This window comes from Streptomyces sp. R818, assembly GCF_056172735.1.
On the sequence record NZ_JAOCNE010000004.1, the window covers coordinates 480775 to 497203 of the forward strand.

Annotated in this window: 17 protein-coding genes and 2 pseudogenes; 14 read left to right on the forward strand and 5 right to left on the reverse strand. The window is 70.4% G+C overall.

Annotated features, from left to right (window positions below; genetic code table 11):
* Positions 1-633, reverse strand: a pseudogene (locus N5I75_RS15085) (hypothetical protein); the annotation flags it as partial.
* Positions 634-1114: 481 nt separating this feature from the next.
* On the opposite strand from N5I75_RS15085, the gene N5I75_RS15090 reads away from it, so the two are divergent.
* The 3 genes from N5I75_RS15090 to N5I75_RS15100 all read left to right on the forward strand — a co-directional run bounded on the left by N5I75_RS15090 (position 1115) and on the right by N5I75_RS15100 (position 2787).
* The gene (locus N5I75_RS15090) at positions 1115-1795 is read left to right on the forward strand and encodes a sigma-70 family RNA polymerase sigma factor (RefSeq protein ID WP_476677744.1); all 681 of its coding nucleotides are present in this window, start codon (positions 1115-1117) and stop codon (positions 1793-1795) included.
* Positions 1792-2391 (forward strand): hypothetical protein, encoded by a 600-nt coding sequence (locus tag N5I75_RS15095; protein ID WP_476677746.1) that lies wholly within the window; start codon positions 1792-1794, stop codon positions 2389-2391. The genes N5I75_RS15090 and N5I75_RS15095 overlap by 4 nt, the downstream gene beginning before the upstream one ends.
* 210 nt (positions 2392-2601) lie before the next feature.
* On the forward strand, positions 2602-2787 hold the full coding sequence (locus tag N5I75_RS15100; protein WP_476677748.1) for a hypothetical protein: 186 nt from the start codon (positions 2602-2604) through the stop codon (positions 2785-2787).
* A gap of 21 nt (positions 2788-2808) precedes the next feature.
* Here N5I75_RS15100 and N5I75_RS15105 read toward each other — a convergent pair whose 3' ends face one another.
* The 3 genes from N5I75_RS15105 to N5I75_RS15115 all read right to left on the reverse strand — a co-directional run bounded on the left by N5I75_RS15105 (position 2809) and on the right by N5I75_RS15115 (position 5493).
* Complete coding sequence (locus tag N5I75_RS15105; RefSeq protein WP_476677750.1) at positions 2809-3423, reverse strand: class I SAM-dependent methyltransferase; 615 nt, start codon at positions 3421-3423, stop codon at positions 2809-2811.
* A gap of 83 nt (positions 3424-3506) precedes the next feature.
* Positions 3507-4250, reverse strand: a complete 744-nt coding sequence (locus tag N5I75_RS15110) for an esterase/lipase family protein (RefSeq protein WP_476677752.1) — start codon at positions 4248-4250, stop codon at positions 3507-3509.
* Positions 4251-4392: 142 nt separating this feature from the next.
* Positions 4393-5493 carry a LacI family DNA-binding transcriptional regulator gene (locus tag N5I75_RS15115; RefSeq protein WP_476677754.1) on the reverse strand — a complete coding sequence of 367 codons (1101 nt, stop codon included), beginning with the start codon at positions 5491-5493 and terminating at the stop codon, positions 4393-4395.
* Positions 5494-5773: 280 nt separating this feature from the next.
* Between N5I75_RS15115 and N5I75_RS15120 the strand changes: the two are divergent.
* From N5I75_RS15120 to N5I75_RS15150, 7 genes and pseudogenes are all read left to right on the forward strand, one after another.
* Positions 5774-6249, forward strand: a pseudogene (locus N5I75_RS15120) (ABC transporter ATP-binding protein); the annotation flags it as partial.
* A 90-nt stretch (positions 6250-6339) separates the two neighbouring features.
* Complete coding sequence (locus tag N5I75_RS15125) at positions 6340-6978, forward strand: ABC transporter ATP-binding protein (protein ID WP_476677920.1); 639 nt, start codon at positions 6340-6342, stop codon at positions 6976-6978.
* Between the two features lie 23 nt (positions 6979-7001).
* Positions 7002-8273 (forward strand): polyamine ABC transporter substrate-binding protein, encoded by a 1272-nt coding sequence (locus N5I75_RS15130; RefSeq protein ID WP_476677756.1) that lies wholly within the window; start codon positions 7002-7004, stop codon positions 8271-8273.
* Complete coding sequence (locus N5I75_RS15135; protein WP_476677757.1) at positions 8237-9154, forward strand: ABC transporter permease; 918 nt, start codon at positions 8237-8239, stop codon at positions 9152-9154. The genes N5I75_RS15130 and N5I75_RS15135 overlap by 37 nt, the downstream gene beginning before the upstream one ends.
* An 8-nt stretch (positions 9155-9162) precedes the next feature.
* Positions 9163-10011 carry an ABC transporter permease gene (locus tag N5I75_RS15140; protein ID WP_476677759.1) on the forward strand — a complete coding sequence of 283 codons (849 nt, stop codon included), beginning with the start codon at positions 9163-9165 and terminating at the stop codon, positions 10009-10011.
* 88 nt (positions 10012-10099) lie between these two features.
* Positions 10100-11101, forward strand: coding sequence for an SIS domain-containing protein (locus tag N5I75_RS15145; protein WP_476677761.1), 1002 nt, complete (start codon positions 10100-10102; stop codon positions 11099-11101).
* A gap of 159 nt (positions 11102-11260) precedes the next feature.
* Entirely contained in the window at positions 11261-12187 is a 927-nt protein-coding gene (locus N5I75_RS15150; protein ID WP_476677763.1) for a PfkB family carbohydrate kinase, read from the forward strand.
* A gap of 13 nt (positions 12188-12200) precedes the next feature.
* Here N5I75_RS15150 and N5I75_RS15155 read toward each other — a convergent pair whose 3' ends face one another.
* Complete coding sequence (locus N5I75_RS15155) at positions 12201-12905, reverse strand: restriction endonuclease (RefSeq protein ID WP_476677764.1); 705 nt, start codon at positions 12903-12905, stop codon at positions 12201-12203.
* Between the two features lie 321 nt (positions 12906-13226).
* On the opposite strand from N5I75_RS15155, the gene N5I75_RS15160 reads away from it, so the two are divergent.
* The 4 genes from N5I75_RS15160 to thpR all read left to right on the forward strand — a co-directional run bounded on the left by N5I75_RS15160 (position 13227) and on the right by thpR (position 15725).
* Positions 13227-14000, forward strand: a complete 774-nt coding sequence (locus tag N5I75_RS15160) for a zinc-binding dehydrogenase (protein ID WP_476677766.1) — start codon at positions 13227-13229, stop codon at positions 13998-14000.
* A gap of 31 nt (positions 14001-14031) precedes the next feature.
* Complete coding sequence (locus tag N5I75_RS15165; RefSeq protein ID WP_476677767.1) at positions 14032-14457, forward strand: MerR family transcriptional regulator; 426 nt, start codon at positions 14032-14034, stop codon at positions 14455-14457.
* Between the two features lie 111 nt (positions 14458-14568).
* Positions 14569-14973 carry an FKBP-type peptidyl-prolyl cis-trans isomerase gene (locus tag N5I75_RS15170; RefSeq protein ID WP_476677769.1) on the forward strand — a complete coding sequence of 135 codons (405 nt, stop codon included), beginning with the start codon at positions 14569-14571 and terminating at the stop codon, positions 14971-14973.
* Between the two features lie 98 nt (positions 14974-15071).
* Positions 15072-15725, forward strand: a complete 654-nt coding sequence (gene thpR / locus N5I75_RS15175) for an RNA 2',3'-cyclic phosphodiesterase (protein ID WP_476677771.1) — start codon at positions 15072-15074, stop codon at positions 15723-15725.
* Positions 15726-16429 lie beyond the last annotated feature (704 nt).

Sequence of the window (16429 nt, forward strand, 5' to 3'; positions counted from 1 at the left end):
GGCCGCGCCCGGTTCGCCGGACCAGCGCGGCTGGAGGTACGAGATCCACTCGACGTGGGTCTCCAGGTCGAGCGGGGCACGGCGCAACGCGGCGTCGAGGCGGACCTCGTTGACCGCGGGGCCGAGGGACATGCCGCGGCCGGACGTGAGGAGGCGGCGCCAGGGCGTCACCCAGTCGGGCCGCAGCTCGGCGGCTTCGAAGAGCTGCTCCTCGGCGATGGTGAGCCGCTCGCGGAAGGTGCGCCACTGCTCCTGCGTGACGTCGTGGGCGTAGGCGCCCGTACGCGCCTCCCAGCCCCACTTGATGTGACGCGCGCCGGATATCAGCAAGGCGGTCGCCCGGTGCTCCTTGTCCTCCTCGATGGCGCGGCCGATCCAGTCCTGCACACTGTCGAGACCGGCGAGTTCGTCGAGGACGAGGTGGTCGCGCCCGAGGTCGAACGGGGCGAGGTGCTCCTTGACCGCGTCCCAGTCCCCCGCGTCGGCCGCCTCCACCAGAGCGAGGACGCGCGTGTCCCCGAGAGCCCGCAGCCGGTAGACGCCGTGGGACCGCTTGCGCGGGGCCGCCAGGGCGTACGGATCCGCCGGCGCCCCGCCCCCGCCCCCACCCTTACCGAACAGCTTGCCCAACATGCCGCGCCCTCCCCAGGTCCCGCGTGATCGTTCGCGCAGCATAAGCGGCCCCACTGACATCGGTTTCACGGGGTGGCCACGGGAGCTTCACGTACTCCTGGCGTATGTCACTCGTGTGAGATCGGGGACGCGTGTCGAGCGGTTCGGTGCGCCGAGCGCTTTCGGTGCTGCCCGGGTTCGCCCAACTCGGTTGTGATGAAGACCACTTGATGCCCCCGAGGCGCGCATGTGCGGGTGAACGCCGGTTCACTCTCGCTGCTCACGGCCCCCTTCTGGACTGTTGTGCGGCAATCGTGAACACGTTCCGCAGCCAACCATGATCATTAAGTGATATTTCCTCGCGCCGCCATGCGTGAGCGGGCGCGATTCTCGACATGGTGGTCACATGAGCCGCCTGGCTCACTGGTGAGCGCCCCTGGTGGGGGCACGCGCCATCGTTTCCGCACCACAGGGACAGGCACATGATCACTGCGAGGCCCGCGTGACCAACGACGATCACGCGCTGACGGACGCGTCCGGCACCCCCGCACGGGGCGGCCGCAACCCGATCTCCGCGCCCAGCACCGGACTTCCCCTCGACTTCGAGGGCTTCTACCTGGTCCAGCAGGAGTTCTTCCACGCCTTCGCCGAACTCCACCTCGGCCACCGCTCCGTCGCCGAACACGTCGTCCACGACGTGTTCCTGGAGATCCTCGCATCCTGGGACGAGCTGCTCACCGAGGCCGACATCGAGCAGCGGACGATGGCCGTCCTCAGCCGTCACGTCACCAGCCGGCTCACCGCGGAGCGGCGTCCCCCGGCGTTCGTCATCAATGCCCCGATATCGCGCAACCTGCGCGCGATACGCGCCGAGATGGAGCTGGCGCCCAGCAACGCCGGTCTGTACGAGGCGATGCTGGAACTGCCCACCCGTCAGTACAACGCGATCGTGCTCAAGTACGTGCTCAACTACCCGGTGCCGCGTATCGCCCGCTACATGGGCCTGGACCCGCGCACCGTCGACTACCACGTCCGCAAAGGGCGCGAGCGCCTGCGCGTCCTGCTCGATCTGCCCACCGACAGGGACCGCCGCAGGAGGACGGCGCCGATCACGCCGATCGAGCGAATCAAGCACATCACCCAGAACGCGGAGAACACCGATCCATCCAGGGGGGAACGATGAAGACGATCGACGACGTGCTGGCCGAGGCGGCGATGCCGGTCAGCACGCCCAGCAAGTTCGACGTCGGCGCCGCACTGGAGAGGCTGGCGGTCGACGCCGGCCGCATCCGTGCCGCCGACGACAGCCGGCGCGCCGCGCAGGCCGGACAGCGGCTGACCGTGATCGCCCGGTGGATCCTCGGCGCCCCGCACGCCGCGCACCACGTCGACCAACTGGCCCATGGCGACCCCGACCTGCCGGTGGAGGAGGACAACCTCGACGTCGAGGGCGCCGCCGTCTTCGCCTCGCTGCTCTACCTGACCGGTCAGCACCCCGAATCGGCGCAGTTCTGGTGGCAGTTGGCCGCTGGCGCCGGACACCGCGCGGCGGCGTACTGCCTGCACCTGCACCACACCGCCCTGGGCGAGCAGCGCGAGGCGGCCCACTGGTGGCACCAGGTCAACAACGACCTCGGCACCCGTCTCGACGACGCCTTCTTCGACCGGATCGAGGCGCTCGCCCGCTACGTCTACCCGCGCCCGGCCAGGCCGCTCCGCTCACCGGCGGTCTGGAGATGGAGGTCGACCGGCTCGCCGACGACGGCGCGCCCTGCGTGATCGTGCCCCGCCCCGACCGCCGCCTTGCGCGTGTCCTGCGCGAGCACAGCCGCGGCTGACGGCGACCACGGCGAGGTGCCCGTTGACGCGCCCCCGGTTGCGTGGGCCCACGGGGCGCAGGGCTCCTCGCGAAGGCGACCTCCTCACCGCATCCGGCCGTCCAACCGGCCGACCAACCGGCCGACCGTCCGAGTGATGAAGGACCTCTCCATGACGCGTAATCTCCGGCGCCGCGCTGTCCACCGCCTCGGCGGGACTCCGGCCGCCCTCGCCAGGGCGCTGGACTGGCTGCGCGCCCGTCGCCGTGTCGCGCTGGGACAGGCGCTGCGCGGTCTCTGCTTCGGCTCCGGCAGCGGTCTGATCACCCTGTTGGTCTTCTGGCTGACGCACCACTGACCCGCCGCACCACAGTGCTGGTCACTGGCTGAGGCGATGCACGCTGACCGCGTAGCCGCCGCCGTCGGCGTACGGGGCGGCGTCCCACGTGGCGAAGCGATCGACGCGTTCGAGTCCGGCGGCGGCGCAGTACGCGTCGTACTCCGGCAACGTGATGCTGGGCGGCACCGGCAAGTGCGCCGCGTCGAGCCCGAACCCGGCTACCAGCAGACCGCCCGGGCGGAGGGCCGTGGCGAGGCGTTTGACCACCTCGGCCTCCGTGCCGGGCGCGAGCAGCGGGAGGACGTTGCCGGCGGCGACCACGAGGTCGAGGTCCGGGGCGATGCCGAGCGGGGCCGGGTCGAACGCGGCGAGATCGACCTGGAGGAAGGGCAGGTGCGGCGCCCGCTCCCGCGCGACGTCCAGCATCGAGGCGTCCAGGTCGATCCCCACGCAGTCGTACCCGAGCTCAGCCAGCCGGATCATGACCCGCCCGGTACCGCACCCGGCGTCGAGGACCCGGGCCCCGACGGGCACGAGGGCCGCGCAGAACGCGGCTTCGCCGTGCACGTCCTTCCCGCCTCGGCGCAGCGCGTCGAAGCGGGCGGCGTACTCTTCCCCGGACGTCCCACCGGTCAGTTCCTGCCAACGACTCATGTGATCGACTATAGGTCGCCGGGTCATGGACAGCCGGGGGGCGGTCACCGCGGCAGTGGCGGTCACTGCGGCAGTGCGGACGATCAGGAAGCGACGAACCGGGCGATCTGCCCGAGCACGACGGTGTCCGTCAGATACCCGATGTGGGTCTGGCAGACCACGTTGTTGTTGGTCGCGCCGTCGAGCCGGGTGCTCGTGTAGGGCAGGATGATGCCGTCGCACGCCGAGTACCAGGTGGCGTACCTGGTGGAGCCGGGCGTCTCGTCCCCGGCGGTGATCTGGGAGATGAACGACGACCCCGGGTACATCTGCTGGCAGGTTGTGTAGATCAGACAGGCGCCGGCGTAGGTGGTGCCGTGGTTGGCACCCGCGATCGAGGCGAGGTGGCTGACGCTGGTGTTGCCGCCGAGGACCTTCAGGTAGTACTGGCTGACCAGGCCGCCCATCGAGTGGTTGACGATCGCGACCTTGCTCGCCCCCGTCCGCGCCTTCACGGTGTTGACGTAGGAGGCGAGCCCCTGGGCGTTGGTGATGTTGTTGCCGTACGAGTTGTACTCGTAGGCGAAGAGGTTGGAGCTCGACCAGCCGTTGGCACGGAAGACGCTCATCGCGGTGACCCAGTTCGAGGCGCTGCCGGTGTAACCGTGCACGAAGACGACCGGCGTGCTGGTGGAGAGCGGCTGCACAGCGGCGGCGGCTCGCGCGGGCGTCGCCTCGGGTGCGGTGGCGCCCGCCGCCGTGGCCGACGAGAAGAGGGTGAACGCGACGGCCGTGGCCGCCAGCACGCCGAGCAGCCGGCGCGGGGAACGACGAGTTGCGGAGCCCATGGAGCCCTCCTGACAGGTGCGGGTGTCTGGTCCGACCAGAGTCCTGCGACGGCCCCCACACGCCATCGGCGAAATCACCGGTGTCCGCGAAGGCCGCCCAGGCCCCCGGCAACTCGTCCCCCCATGCAAGGCCCGGCTCCGCTCACCCCTCCGGCGGCGCCCCCAGCGGCCGAACCCGACCCGGCGCGGGCCCGGTCGACTCCCGCTCCACGTAACTCGTGCGCAGCGTATGGCGGCGCGGCCGGGTCTCGGAGCCGTTGACGCGGCGCACCAGAATGTCCGCCGCGAGGCCGCCCAGCTCCTGCACCGGCTGGCTGACCACGCTGAGCCGCGGCCGGACGAGGGTGGCCCATTCGGCGTCGTCGAAGCCGATGACGGAGACGTCGTCGGGGATGCGGGCGTCGAGGTCGAGCAGGGCGTCCAGGGTGCCGAGCGTGGCCACGTTGTCCGTGGTGAACAGCGCGGTGGGGCGGTCGGCCCCGGTCATCAGCTCCAGTACGACGGAGCGCGCCCAGGCCCGGTCGTACCCGGTGTGCCGGATCACCTCCGCCCCGCGCGGGATGCCCGCGGCGCGCAGGGCCTGCCGGTAGCCGGTGAGGCGCTCGGTCGTGGTCCAGATGTCCGCGCCGGGTGCCAGGTGGCCCGAGGCGGCGTCGGCGGAGGCGGAGGTGATGACGGCGATCCGCGTGTGCCCGGCGTCGGTGAACCGGGAGACGGCGGCTTTGGCCGCACCCCGGTTGTCGACCACGACGGTGTCCAGGGCGGCGCCGGTGAGGGCGCGGTCGAGGAGGACGACCGGGATGCCCGAGGCGACGGCCTTGTCGAGATGGTCGTGGTCGGCCGCGGCGGGCGCCACGACCAGGCCGTCCACGCGCCGCTCGATGAACAGCTGCACGGCGGCCTTCTCGGTCTCGCCGTCCTCGTCGCTGTTGGCGAGGACCACCTGGAAGCCGGCCTTGGCCGCGATGTCGCTGACGCCGCGCACCGCGCGCGCGAAGTAGGCGTTCTCCACGTCGGCGACGATCACCCCGAGGGTGTGGGTGCGGCCGCTGATCATGCTGCGGGCCACCGCGTTGGTGCTGTAGCCGAGTTCGGCCGCGGCGGCGAGGACGCGTTCCCTGGTGGCCGCGCTCGCCGACCCGTATCCGCCGAGGACCCGGGCGGCGGTGGCCTGTCCTACGCCGGCGTGCCGGGCGACGTCGGGGATGGTGACGCGCCGCGGCGGCCGTGCGGTGTTCGACATGGGCGGTCTCTCGCGGGGACGGCTCGGCGGACGCCGAGGGAACGGTCGGTGAAATCCGCCTCCATCCAACCATTGACGGAGAGCAAGAGCCGATGGGTAAGGTACGAGCAGATTGGTAACGTTATCAAAAACCGGTCGACGGGCTCTCCTGCGCTCGTCCGAGCGGCGACCTCCCCTGTCTCCCCCTGCCTTGCTCCCGTCTTTCCGGGCCGACCTCGGCATGTCCGCGTCCACGGTCGGCCGCCCCGCTTCCACGTCCCGAACACCGGAGGTACCACGGATGGCACCCGACACCCTCTCGCCGCCGCCACCGGCCACAGGCCCGGCCATCACCCTCGTGGACGTGGTCAAGTACTTCGACGGGGCCGGCGCCCGGGACACGGCCGTCGTCCGCGGCGTCGACCTCGCCATCGGCGAGGGCGAGTTCTTCTCCCTGCTCGGCCCCTCCGGGTGCGGAAAGACCACCACCTTGCGGATGATCGCCGGATTCGAGGAGCCGACGAGCGGTCAGATCCTGCTGCATGGACGGGACATGGTCGGCGTGCCCGCCAACAAGCGCGACATCAACATGGTCTTCCAGTCCTACGCGCTCTTCCCGCACCTGAGCGTCGCCGACAACGTGGCGTTCGGACTGCGTCGCAAGCGCGTTCCAAGGACGAGATCCGCGACCGGGTCGAGAAGATCCTGCGCACCGTCGAACTCGCCGACAAGGCCGACCGCCGCCCCCGCCAGCTCTCCGGCGGCCAGCAGCAGCGGGTCGCGCTCGCCCGCGCCCTGGTCAACCGGCCCCGCGCGCTGCTCCTCGACGAGCCACTCGGCGCCCTCGACCTCAAGCTGCGCCAGTCGATGCAGCTGGAGCTGAAGCGGATCCAGCGCGAGGTGGGCATCACCTTCATCTACGTCACGCACGACCAGGCCGAGGCCCTGACCATGTCCGACCGGATCGCGGTGATGAACAACGGCCTGGTCGAGCAGGTCGCCCCGCCCCGGGAGGTCTACGAGCGGCCCGCCACCGCGTTCGTCGCCGGGTTCATCGGCACGTCGAACCTGATCGGCGGACGCCTGAGCGCCGTGGACGGGGACAGCGGGGTCGTCGATCTGAGCGACGGCCAGCGCCTCACCGTCCGGTTGGGCGACGCGAACCGCACGGCGGGGACGGAGGTCGAGATGACCGTCCGGCCCGAGAAGATCACGCTGACGACCGGCCCCGTCGACACCGCCAGCCGCGTCCGCGGCACCGTCCGGGAGGTGGTCTACCTCGGCACCTCCACCAGCTACACGGTGGACACGGACGTCACAACGGACGCGGGCGCGCGCGTCGAGATGACGGTCTTCCAGCCCAACGACGGCACCGCCCCGGTCTCCCCCGAACGCGGGGAAACGGTCTGGCTCTCCTGGCCCGCCGACCACTCCTATCCGCTCTCCACCGCACCCGCACCCGCAGCCGCCGCGGACGCGACCCCCGTCCCCCTCACCTCGCGCTGACCGACGACAGGCGGACCACCACCATGCCCGAGCACTCCACCCCCTTCGCGCCCCGGCCGCGCGGACCGCTCCCCCGCGGACTCACCCGGCGCGGCCTGCTGCGCGCCGCGTTCGGCGCCGCCGCGCTCACCCCGCTCGCCGCGTGCAGCGTGGCCGGCGCCCGGGTCCACGTACCCACCGGCAAGGCGGAGATCGCCGCCGCCGTCCGCGACTTCTGGGACGGGAAGAAGAAGACCGGGAAGCTGGACTTCGTCAACTACACGCAGTACATCGACGTCGACCCGGCCGACCAGAGCAAGCACCCCACCCTGGACGCCTTCACCCGCGAGTTCGACGTCAAGGTCGGCTACCACGAGCTGATCGACGACAGCGCCTCCTGGTTCGGCAAGATCCAGCCCGAGTTCGCCTCGGGCCAGGGCATCGGGTACGACCTGATGGTCGTCGGCGGGGACAGCTACCTCACCAAGTACATCGAGCTCGGCTACCTGGCCCCGCTCGACCACAGCCGGCTCCCCACCTTCGCCCGGCACGGCGGCGCCGTCTTCAAGGACTCCTCCTTCGACCCCGGCAACGTCTACACCGTGCCCTGGCAGTCCGGCATGACCGGCATCGGCTACGACCCGGCCCAGGTCGGCCGGAAGATCACCAGTTGGCAGGATCTGCGCGACCCCAAGCTGCGCGGCAGGATCGGCATGTGGAACGACGCCGTGCAGATGGGCAACGTAGGCCTGCTCGCCATCGGCGTGAACCCGGAGACGTCGACCCACGCCGACTGGCGCAAGGCGGCGGCCTGGCTGAGGGAGCAACGGGACGCGGGCATGGTCCGCTCCTACTCCACGGCGACGTACCAGTCCTCACTGCAGCGCGGTGACCTGGCGGCCTCTCTCGTCTACTCGGGCGACGTGTTCCAGGCCAACCAGAGCGGATCGAAGCTGGAGTTCGTCATCCCCGACGAGGGCGGTCTGCTCTGGACCGACAACCTCTGCATCCCCTCGTCCGCGTCCCACCCCGTCGACGCCCTCGCCTACATGGACTACGTCTACCGGCCCGAGGTCGCCGCGAGGATCAGCGAGACCGTGCAGTTCGTCTGCCCCGTCCCCGGCGCGCAGCAGGTCGTCGCCGAGGACGCGGCCGCCGCCACCGGCAAACGACGCACCGTGCTCGACGCCCTGAGCACCAGCCCGCTCGTCTTCCCGACCGAGGCCGACCAATCCAAGCTGCGCCGCCTGCGGGTGCTCGACAAGGAGGAGGAGAAGCAGTGGAACAAGCTGTTCGAGCCGATCTACCAGGCCTGAGCCCGAGCCGAAAGCGGCGGCCCCGCCGCGCGGCGGCGCTGGCCCCCTACTGGATGATCCTGCCGGGCTGGCTGTGGCTGGCCGCCTTCTTCGTCATGCCCGTCATCGTGATGGTGTCCCTGTCGCTCCAGACGGGCGACTTCATCGAGGGCTTCCGTCAGACCTTCCACTTCGCCACCTACGCGGACGTCATCAGCACCTACCACGTGCAGTTCCTGCGCTCCCTCGGCTACGGGGCCGTGGCCACCGCCGCCTGCGCGCTGATCGGCTACCCGGTGGCCTACTGGATCGCCTTCCGCGCCGGCCGCCACAAGTCACTCTTCCTCTTCCTGATCCTGCTGCCGTTCTTCGTCTCCTTCGTCATCCGCACCCAGTCCTGGAACGTCGTCCTCGCCGACCACGGTGTCCTGCTCGGCCCGCTCAAGGACGCGGGCCTGCTCCCCGCCGACTTCCATCTGCTGGCGACGCCGTACGCGGTGATCGGCGGCCTCACGTACAACTTCCTGCCGTTCATGGTGCTGCCGGTGTACGTCGCCCTGGAGCGGATCGACCCCAAGGTCCTTGAGGCCTCCACCGACCTGTACGCCTCCCGGGCGGGCACCTTCCTGCGCGTGGTGCTGCCCCTGTCGCTGCCAGGTGTCTTCGCCGGGGTGCTGCTGACCTTCGTGCCCGCCTCGTCGGACTACGTCAACGCGGCCATCCTGGGCGGCCCTTCGACCACGATGATCGGCAACATCATCCAGTCCCAGTACTTCACCAACCTCGACTATCCCAGCGCCGCCGCCCTCTCCTTCGTCCTCATGGGCGCGCTGCTCCTTGCCGTGTTCACCTACGCCCGGGTCCTGGGCACCGACGACGTACTGGAGGCGGCCGCGCGATGACCACGTCCATGACCACGTCCACGTCCACGTCCGCTGTCGCGCCTCCGGTGGGCACACCGGCCGCACGCGCACGGCGCCGCCGACGCCGCCGCCCGACCCTGACCGTGTGGACAGCCCTGGTCCTCCTCTGGCTGCTGCTGCCGGTGGCCGTGATGGTCCTCTTCGGCTTCAATGACACGCACAGCAAGGTCAACTTCACCTGGCAGGGCTTCACCCTGGACTGGTACCGGCACCTGTTCGCCATTCCGAACCTGACCTCGGCACTGGTCAACAGCCTGACGATCGCGCTGATCGTGGCCGTGGTCGCCACCTTGCTCGGCACCCCGATCGGCCTTGCCCTCGGCCGTTACCGCTTCCGCGGCAGGGGTTCGGTGGACCTGCTCCTCTTCGCGGCGATCGCGGCACCCGAGATCGCGCTGGGTGCGGCCCTGCTGTCGCTGCTCATCGTGCTGGGCGTACCTCGCGGCTACTGGACGGTCGTCCTGGCCCACGTGGCGTTCTGCATCCCGTACGTCGCCATCACCGTACGAGCACGTATGGCGGGCCACGACCCGACGCTCGAGGAAGCGGCCCGCGATCTGGGAGCAGGCCCCTGGACGGCGTTCCGCCTGGTCACCCTCCCCACGCTGCTGCCCGGCGTGGTCTCGGGCGCCCTGCTCTGCTTCGTCCTGTCCATCGACGACTACATCATCACCAGCTTCAACGCCGGCCGTACGGTCACCTTCCCGCTGTGGGTCTACAGCGCCAGCCGTACGGGCGTGCCCCCGCAGGTCAACGTCATGGGGACGCTGATCTTCGTCGGCGGTCTGCTCATCGCCGCGGCGAACGTCGTGTTCTCGCGGCGCCGCGCGGCCTGACGGGACCCGGCCCCCGCGCCTTTTCTCCACCCCCCTCCACCCTCATCCACCCTCGTTCGCACCCCTCCACCCTCGAAGGAACCTCACCGTGCTCAAGTTCAACGAAGCCGAGTTCGTCGCCCAGACGGAGAGCCTCGTGGCGCTCCGCCCGCAGATAGAGGAGCTGGTCGACCGCCTCGTCGACGACGGCTACGACAACGTCCTCCTCGTCGGAGCGGGTGGCACCTACGCCCAGATGTGGCCCTACGAGCACCTCGCCCGCCGCACCTCGAAGCTCCCGGTCCGCGCCGCCATCGCCGCCGAACTGGCCGTCTCCGGCGACGCCTTCCTCGGCGAGCGCACGATCGCCGTCTTCACCTCCGTCTCCGGCACGACCGAGGACAGCCTGCGCGCCATCGACCACTGCAAGTCCCGCGGCGCGCACACCATCGGCTTCACCGGCATGGCCGACTCCCCGGTCGCGCAGAGCGTCGACACGGCTCTGATCTCGGCACCGAAGGCGTGGCCCTTCGACGTGCAGATGCTGCTGCTGATGGGCCGACTGCTGTCGCGTCGAGGCGAGTTCGACGGCTACGAGCGCCTCGCGGACGACCTCGCGTCCCTCCCCCGCGTCCTGGTCGACGTCTCACGCCAGGCGGAGCCGGTCGCGGAGGCCTTCGCCAAGGCGCACAAGGACACCGACTACCACTTCCTCATCGGCGGCGGGAACCTGTGGGGCTTCACCTACCTGTACTCCATGTGCATCCTCGAGGAGATGCAGTGGCTGCGCACGACCCGGGTGCACAGCGCGGAGTTCTTCCACGGCTCGCTGGAGCTGCTGGAGGAGGACACCAGCGTGATCCTCTTCCAGGGTGAGGACGAGACCCGCCCGCTCACCGACCGCGCCGAGTCCTTCGCCAAGCGCGTATCGAAGGACGTCACCGTCTTCGACACCCGCGACTACCCCCTCGAAGGCATCAGCCCGGAGTTCCGCGGCCTGCTCTCCCCGCTGGTCATGGACACCGTGATGGACCGGGTGAGCAAGCACCTGGAGCGCGTACGGGACCACTCGCTCGACCTGCGCCGCTACTACCGGGTCATGGACTACTGACGCGAGCGGCGGTTCCGCTCCTCCCCCGTCCCCATCTCCGTATCCGTCAACCAGTCCCCGTCAACCAGTCCCCGTCAACCAGTCCCCGTCAACCTGTCCAGCGCGCCGGTACCGCTGCCGCATCGGCACCGGCACCGGCGCGCCCTCCGGGAGATCCCGTTGAACGTCTCGCACGACCAGACCGACCACGACGACCGGCGCGGCCCGAGCGTCCTCGGCCTCGGCGACAACACCATCGACCGCTTCGTGGACCGCGGCACCGACTACCCCGGGGGCAACTGCGTCAACGTAGCGGTGTATGCGCGTCAACTCGGCCTCCGAGCAGCCTACTTGGGAATCCTCGGCGACGACGAACTGGGCACTTTCCTCCGCGAGTCGATGGCGGCGCGGGGCGTATCGGTGGAACGCAGCCCGACCCGTCCCGGCACCACATCCATCTCGACATTGCACGCGAAGGACGGCGACCGCACGTTCCTCGGCTACGAGGCCGGCACGATCCGGGACGCGCTCGTCCTGTCCCCCTCGCTGCTGACCTACGCGGCCTCCTTCGCGCTCGTCCACTCCAGTGTCTACTCGGCGACCGAACCCCAGCTCCCTGCCCTGGCCACGAAGGGCCCACTGCTCAGCTTCGACTTCTCCGACGAGGACGAGTACCGCACCCCCGCGTACCTCGACCGCGTCTGCCCGTACATCGACCTGGCGCTCCTCTCCTGCTCCCACCTCTCCGAGCCCGCCACGCGTACGCTGCTCGCCGATGTGGTGGACCGGGGCGCGGGCATGGCGCTGGCCACGCGCGGCCTGGACGGAGCGATGGTCCACAACGGCCGCACGACACTCACGGTCCCGGCACGCCCCGCGGACCCCTCGGCGATGCGCGACACGATGGGGTGCGGCGACGCGTTCCTGGCGGGGTTCATCGTGTCGCTGCTGCGGGAGGGCTGGTCCCGGCAGGCCCCTGCGTCCACTGCCTGCCTGGAGCGCGCCCTTGCCCAGGGGGCGCAGGCGGCGTACGAACAGTGCTTCGTGGAGGCGGCGTTCGGCTGCGGCCGACCCACCGCGGGTCAGCCGCTACGTGGGGGCCACTGACCGGCGGCCGTGGTCACCGCACATAGGTCCTTCTCCAGCGCGCCCGATGCCGGCGGTCGCCCTGACCGGAGCCGCTGACGGCGGCCAGCGAGGGCAGCGCCGCACCGCTGTTCCACAGTCCGAGGAGGTCGCGGTGCAGGGCGAGGATGCCGTTGGCGTCGGCGAACTTCTCGGCAGGCGCGGTGAACCGGGTGGTGGTCACGAAGACGGCGACGTCGGCCTTGAAGTGCATCCGAGCACCGAGCAGATCGCGCATCTCACGGCTGGGAACACTGCTGGTGGGCGCGTAGCGCTTGCACTGGATGACCATGGAGCGGCCATCGGGCAGGCGGCCCACCACGTCCGCGCCGTTGTCACCGCTGCCGCCGACGCGCCGGACCTCGGTGCACCCGTCACGGCGGCACAATTCCGCGACGAGGTACTCGAACTGCGTCCCGGTCACGGCATCCACCTCGGCGAGCGACCGATGCCCGCTCCTGACCGCCTCATCCCGACGCCAGGCACTGTCCCCACGCCGCAACAACCGGTCGGTGCGCCACAGCCACCACCCGCCCGCGCCCAGCGCGACGACGGCGAGCAGAACGGTGACGTAGACCCAGATCCGCGACCAGTACGCGACGAGGAGGACAAGCAGCAGCACGCCCAGCGCCGCGACAACCCGCAACCGAGCCACCCGCCGGGCGCGCGCGGCGGAGCGACGAGTCCTGCGTCGGGCCATGAGTCCGCTCCCCCTTTGACGGTCTCTAGCTGCGCACCAGTGTCCTCGGGGCTACGAGACGTGGGAAGGACCCAGACGCGACATGGCGGTGGGGCCTGGGCCTGGGCGCCGGGCCTGGGCCTGGGCCTGGGCTCGCCGGAGGGCAGCCCTTCCAGCCGCCCCTCGCCCCGTGCCACCGCCAGGACCGCACCAACACGGGCCAGTCCGGCGGCCACCTGTGCCTCCTCCCCCTCACCTTCTGCGGACGGCCTTGCCCCTCACCCGCACGTCAGGGTTTAGCGTCCGGACACCGCATAGCCCCAACGGTCCCCGGAGGCCCCCATGTCCGCACCGTCCACCGGTCTCGAGGTACAGCTGGCCGACGTCCCCTCGGCGCTGCCGGGCCCTAAGCACTTCCGGGTCACCAAGGCCCCGGTACCCCACCCCTCCCCCGGGCAACTACTCCTCCGCAACCGCCAGTTCCTCGTCTTCGCAGGACTGCGCACACTGATCTCACGGGAGGCGAAAGGGTTCCCGTTCCCACCGCTGAAGCCCGGCGAACCGCTCTTCGGCCCCGCGCTCGGCGAGGTGGTGGCGACAGGTCCGGGCGGGGCGGACATCCCGGTCGGCACCCTCGTCACCCACATGCTCGGCTGGCGCGAGTACGCGGTCGTCGACGCGGGCGCCGTACAGATCGTGCCCGCCGGGCACCCCGACCCGGTGGCGCTGCTGTCCGCCCCGGACGGCTACGACGTGATCATCGACAAGGTCGGTGGTGAACAGCTCACCGCAGCAATGGAGTTGACGCGAACTGGCGCCCGCGTGGGCGTCGTCGGCGCACTGTCGGGGCAGTTCGACCCCGCCCTCGCCGGCTCCACCTCACCTGCCGCGATCGACACGTTCCTCCTCATCAAGCGCTCCGTGTCACTGCTCGGCTACCAGACCGTCGATCACCCCGGGGTGGAGGAGGAGTGGCGCGAGCGGCTGACGGACTGGCTCCGCGCCGGGGACATCGTCTACCCGTACGTGGCGCTCCCGGGCATCGAACGGGCTCCGTCGGCGTTGCAGGAACTGCACCAGGGCCGGCACTTCGGAACCCTGGTCGTGAACGTCTGACCGTCCGCACCCCGACGAGAGGGAGCCCCCCATGCGCATCGGAGACGCGGCGGCAGCCGCCGGAACCACCCCGCGTGCTCTGCGCTTCTACGAGGAGCGGGGCCTCCTCCCACCACCGCGCCGCACGACGACAGGCCAACGTCACTACAGCGCACAGGACTTGGCGCGAGTCCGCGCGATCCGCCAGTTGCTGTCGCTCGGCCTGACCGTGGCGGACGTACGAGCCTGCGCCGACCGCATCGACCTGCTCCTCACCCACCCCGACCGCACCTGCACCGCACCCGTGCCGGGGTCCGCGCCGGGCGTCGTCCAGCAACGTATCGACGCCTTGGACGCGGAGATCGCCCGCCTCACGAGCCTGCGGAACAGCCTGGCACGACAGCTGGCGGCACCGGCCCACCCCGGCCAAGCGGAGAGTGCGGTCCGGCGCAGTCCGGTCGACGCCATCTCGTCTTGACCGCCCTCATGGCACATCGCCCCAGGTAGCGTGACATCTGCCGCATGGGGCGTCCATGCGTCCACCGAGGTCTGCCCAAGGACCCCGACCGACGAAAGTGCTGAGACGGCGATGAGTGAACTGACGAAACCCGAGGTCGATGTTCCGAAGGGCGACGCCCCTGCTGAGCTGACCATTCGGGACCTGATCGTCGGGGACGGGCCCGAGGTGAAGCCCGGCATGGTGGTCAAGGTCCACTACGTCGGAGTGACCTTCGAGTCCGGCAAGCAGTTCGACGCCTCCTGGGACCGGGGCGAGCCGTTCAAGTTCGCCCTCGGCGGCGGCAGGGTCATCAAGGGCTGGGACCGAGGAGTGAGGGGCATGAAGGTCGGCGGCCGGCGCGAACTCGTCGTTCCCCCACGCCTCGGCTACGGCAACCAGTCCCCCTCACCGTTGATCCCGCCGGGCTCGACCCTGGTCTTCGTCGTGGACCTGGTGGACGCCTACTCCAGCACGACCGGGTGGAGCAACGCCTGACACCCTTCCGACGGTTGGACGCGGCGTCCCGCGGCGTCCAGTCCAGGCAGCCAAGCTCCGGTTCCAGACCCGGACTCGTATGAGGTAAGAAGACACCCGTGTCCGAACCACCCCGAACTGCCACCCAGCACGCGTTCATCGCCCTCGCGCCGCCCGACGACGCGAAGAACGAACTGGCGCACGCGCTGAGCCCGGCCTACGCCGCCTACCCCGGCCTGCGCTGGAACCGTATCGAGGACTGGCACATCACCCTGGCGTTCCTGGGCGAGCTGCCACTGCACGCCGTCCAGCGGCTTCGTTCGCCCCTCGCCGACCTGGCGGCCGCCCGACCCTCCGTCGAGCTGGCACTGCGTGGTGGCGGCCACTTCGACGAGCGAGTGCTGTGGACCGGCATCGAGGGCGATCTCGACCGACTGCACGAGCTGGCCGACGCAGTACGGGCGCGGGTCAGGGACTGCGGCATCGACTTCGCCGAACGTCCGCTGCGACCACACCTCACCCTGGCCCGCGCCCGACGCCACGACACCGCGTCCGTGACGGCGGTAGCCGCCCGCCTGGACGGCTTCACCGGACGCCGTTGGCACACCGAACGCCTCCACCTGGTCGGCAGCACGGCGAGCGGCCACCCGGGCCATCGGCGCTATCAGGACATCGCCGCATGGCCCCTGGTCATCGACCAAAGAAAGCCCGATCCGAACGCACCCCGGACGGCTCCGCCCCGACCGTCCACTGGAACGGGAACCCGGGCATAAGAACCCAGAATGCAGGCCCCTCCCCTCTCCGACGAGACAGTGGGAGCGCGCGGGCAACAGAAAAAGGGCCGTTCAAAACAGCCCTGTCTCCTACTGTGCCGTCCACAGACACGGCTCGTCGGCGCGAAGCCAAGTGATGACGTCCAGCGACGCACAGCTTGCCTCGTCGTCTGGCAGAAGGGAGCCCTCAGCCGCTGCCTGAGTCGGCACCGAGATACAGGCAGCAGGCCGCGGGCACCGGGCAGACCCCCATGCAGCGGCTTGGCGTGCCGGACCGCTACAAGCCCTTCGTGAGCGTTGAACGCCCACGTTGCTGATACTGACGCCGATGCCGAGGTCACGGTGCCCCGGAGAACCCCGGTGGCACGGTTCACATGCCGCCGTTCAACCGCGAGGTCCAAGCGTCTTCGGGGTGCGACATGCGCTCGCCCCCGTCAGGTCCCGTCCCGCTCGTCGAGCAACTCCGATCGATGGGAGAACAGCACGCTCGGACAACAGCGGGGCTTCGCAGGTGTCACCCGGCCCCTCGGGAACGTCGCCGCCACCGCACCGGATCGACGGAGACCTCGGCGCCGACGGTGGCAGCCGGGCATGCACGTCCGTATCCCCGTCCGTATCCCAGGGCACGGCGGGCGGGAAGCGGGCGCAGTGCCGTGCACAGCGCGCCGCCGAAGCGCCGCTGTGCTCACCGCTTTCCGGAACGG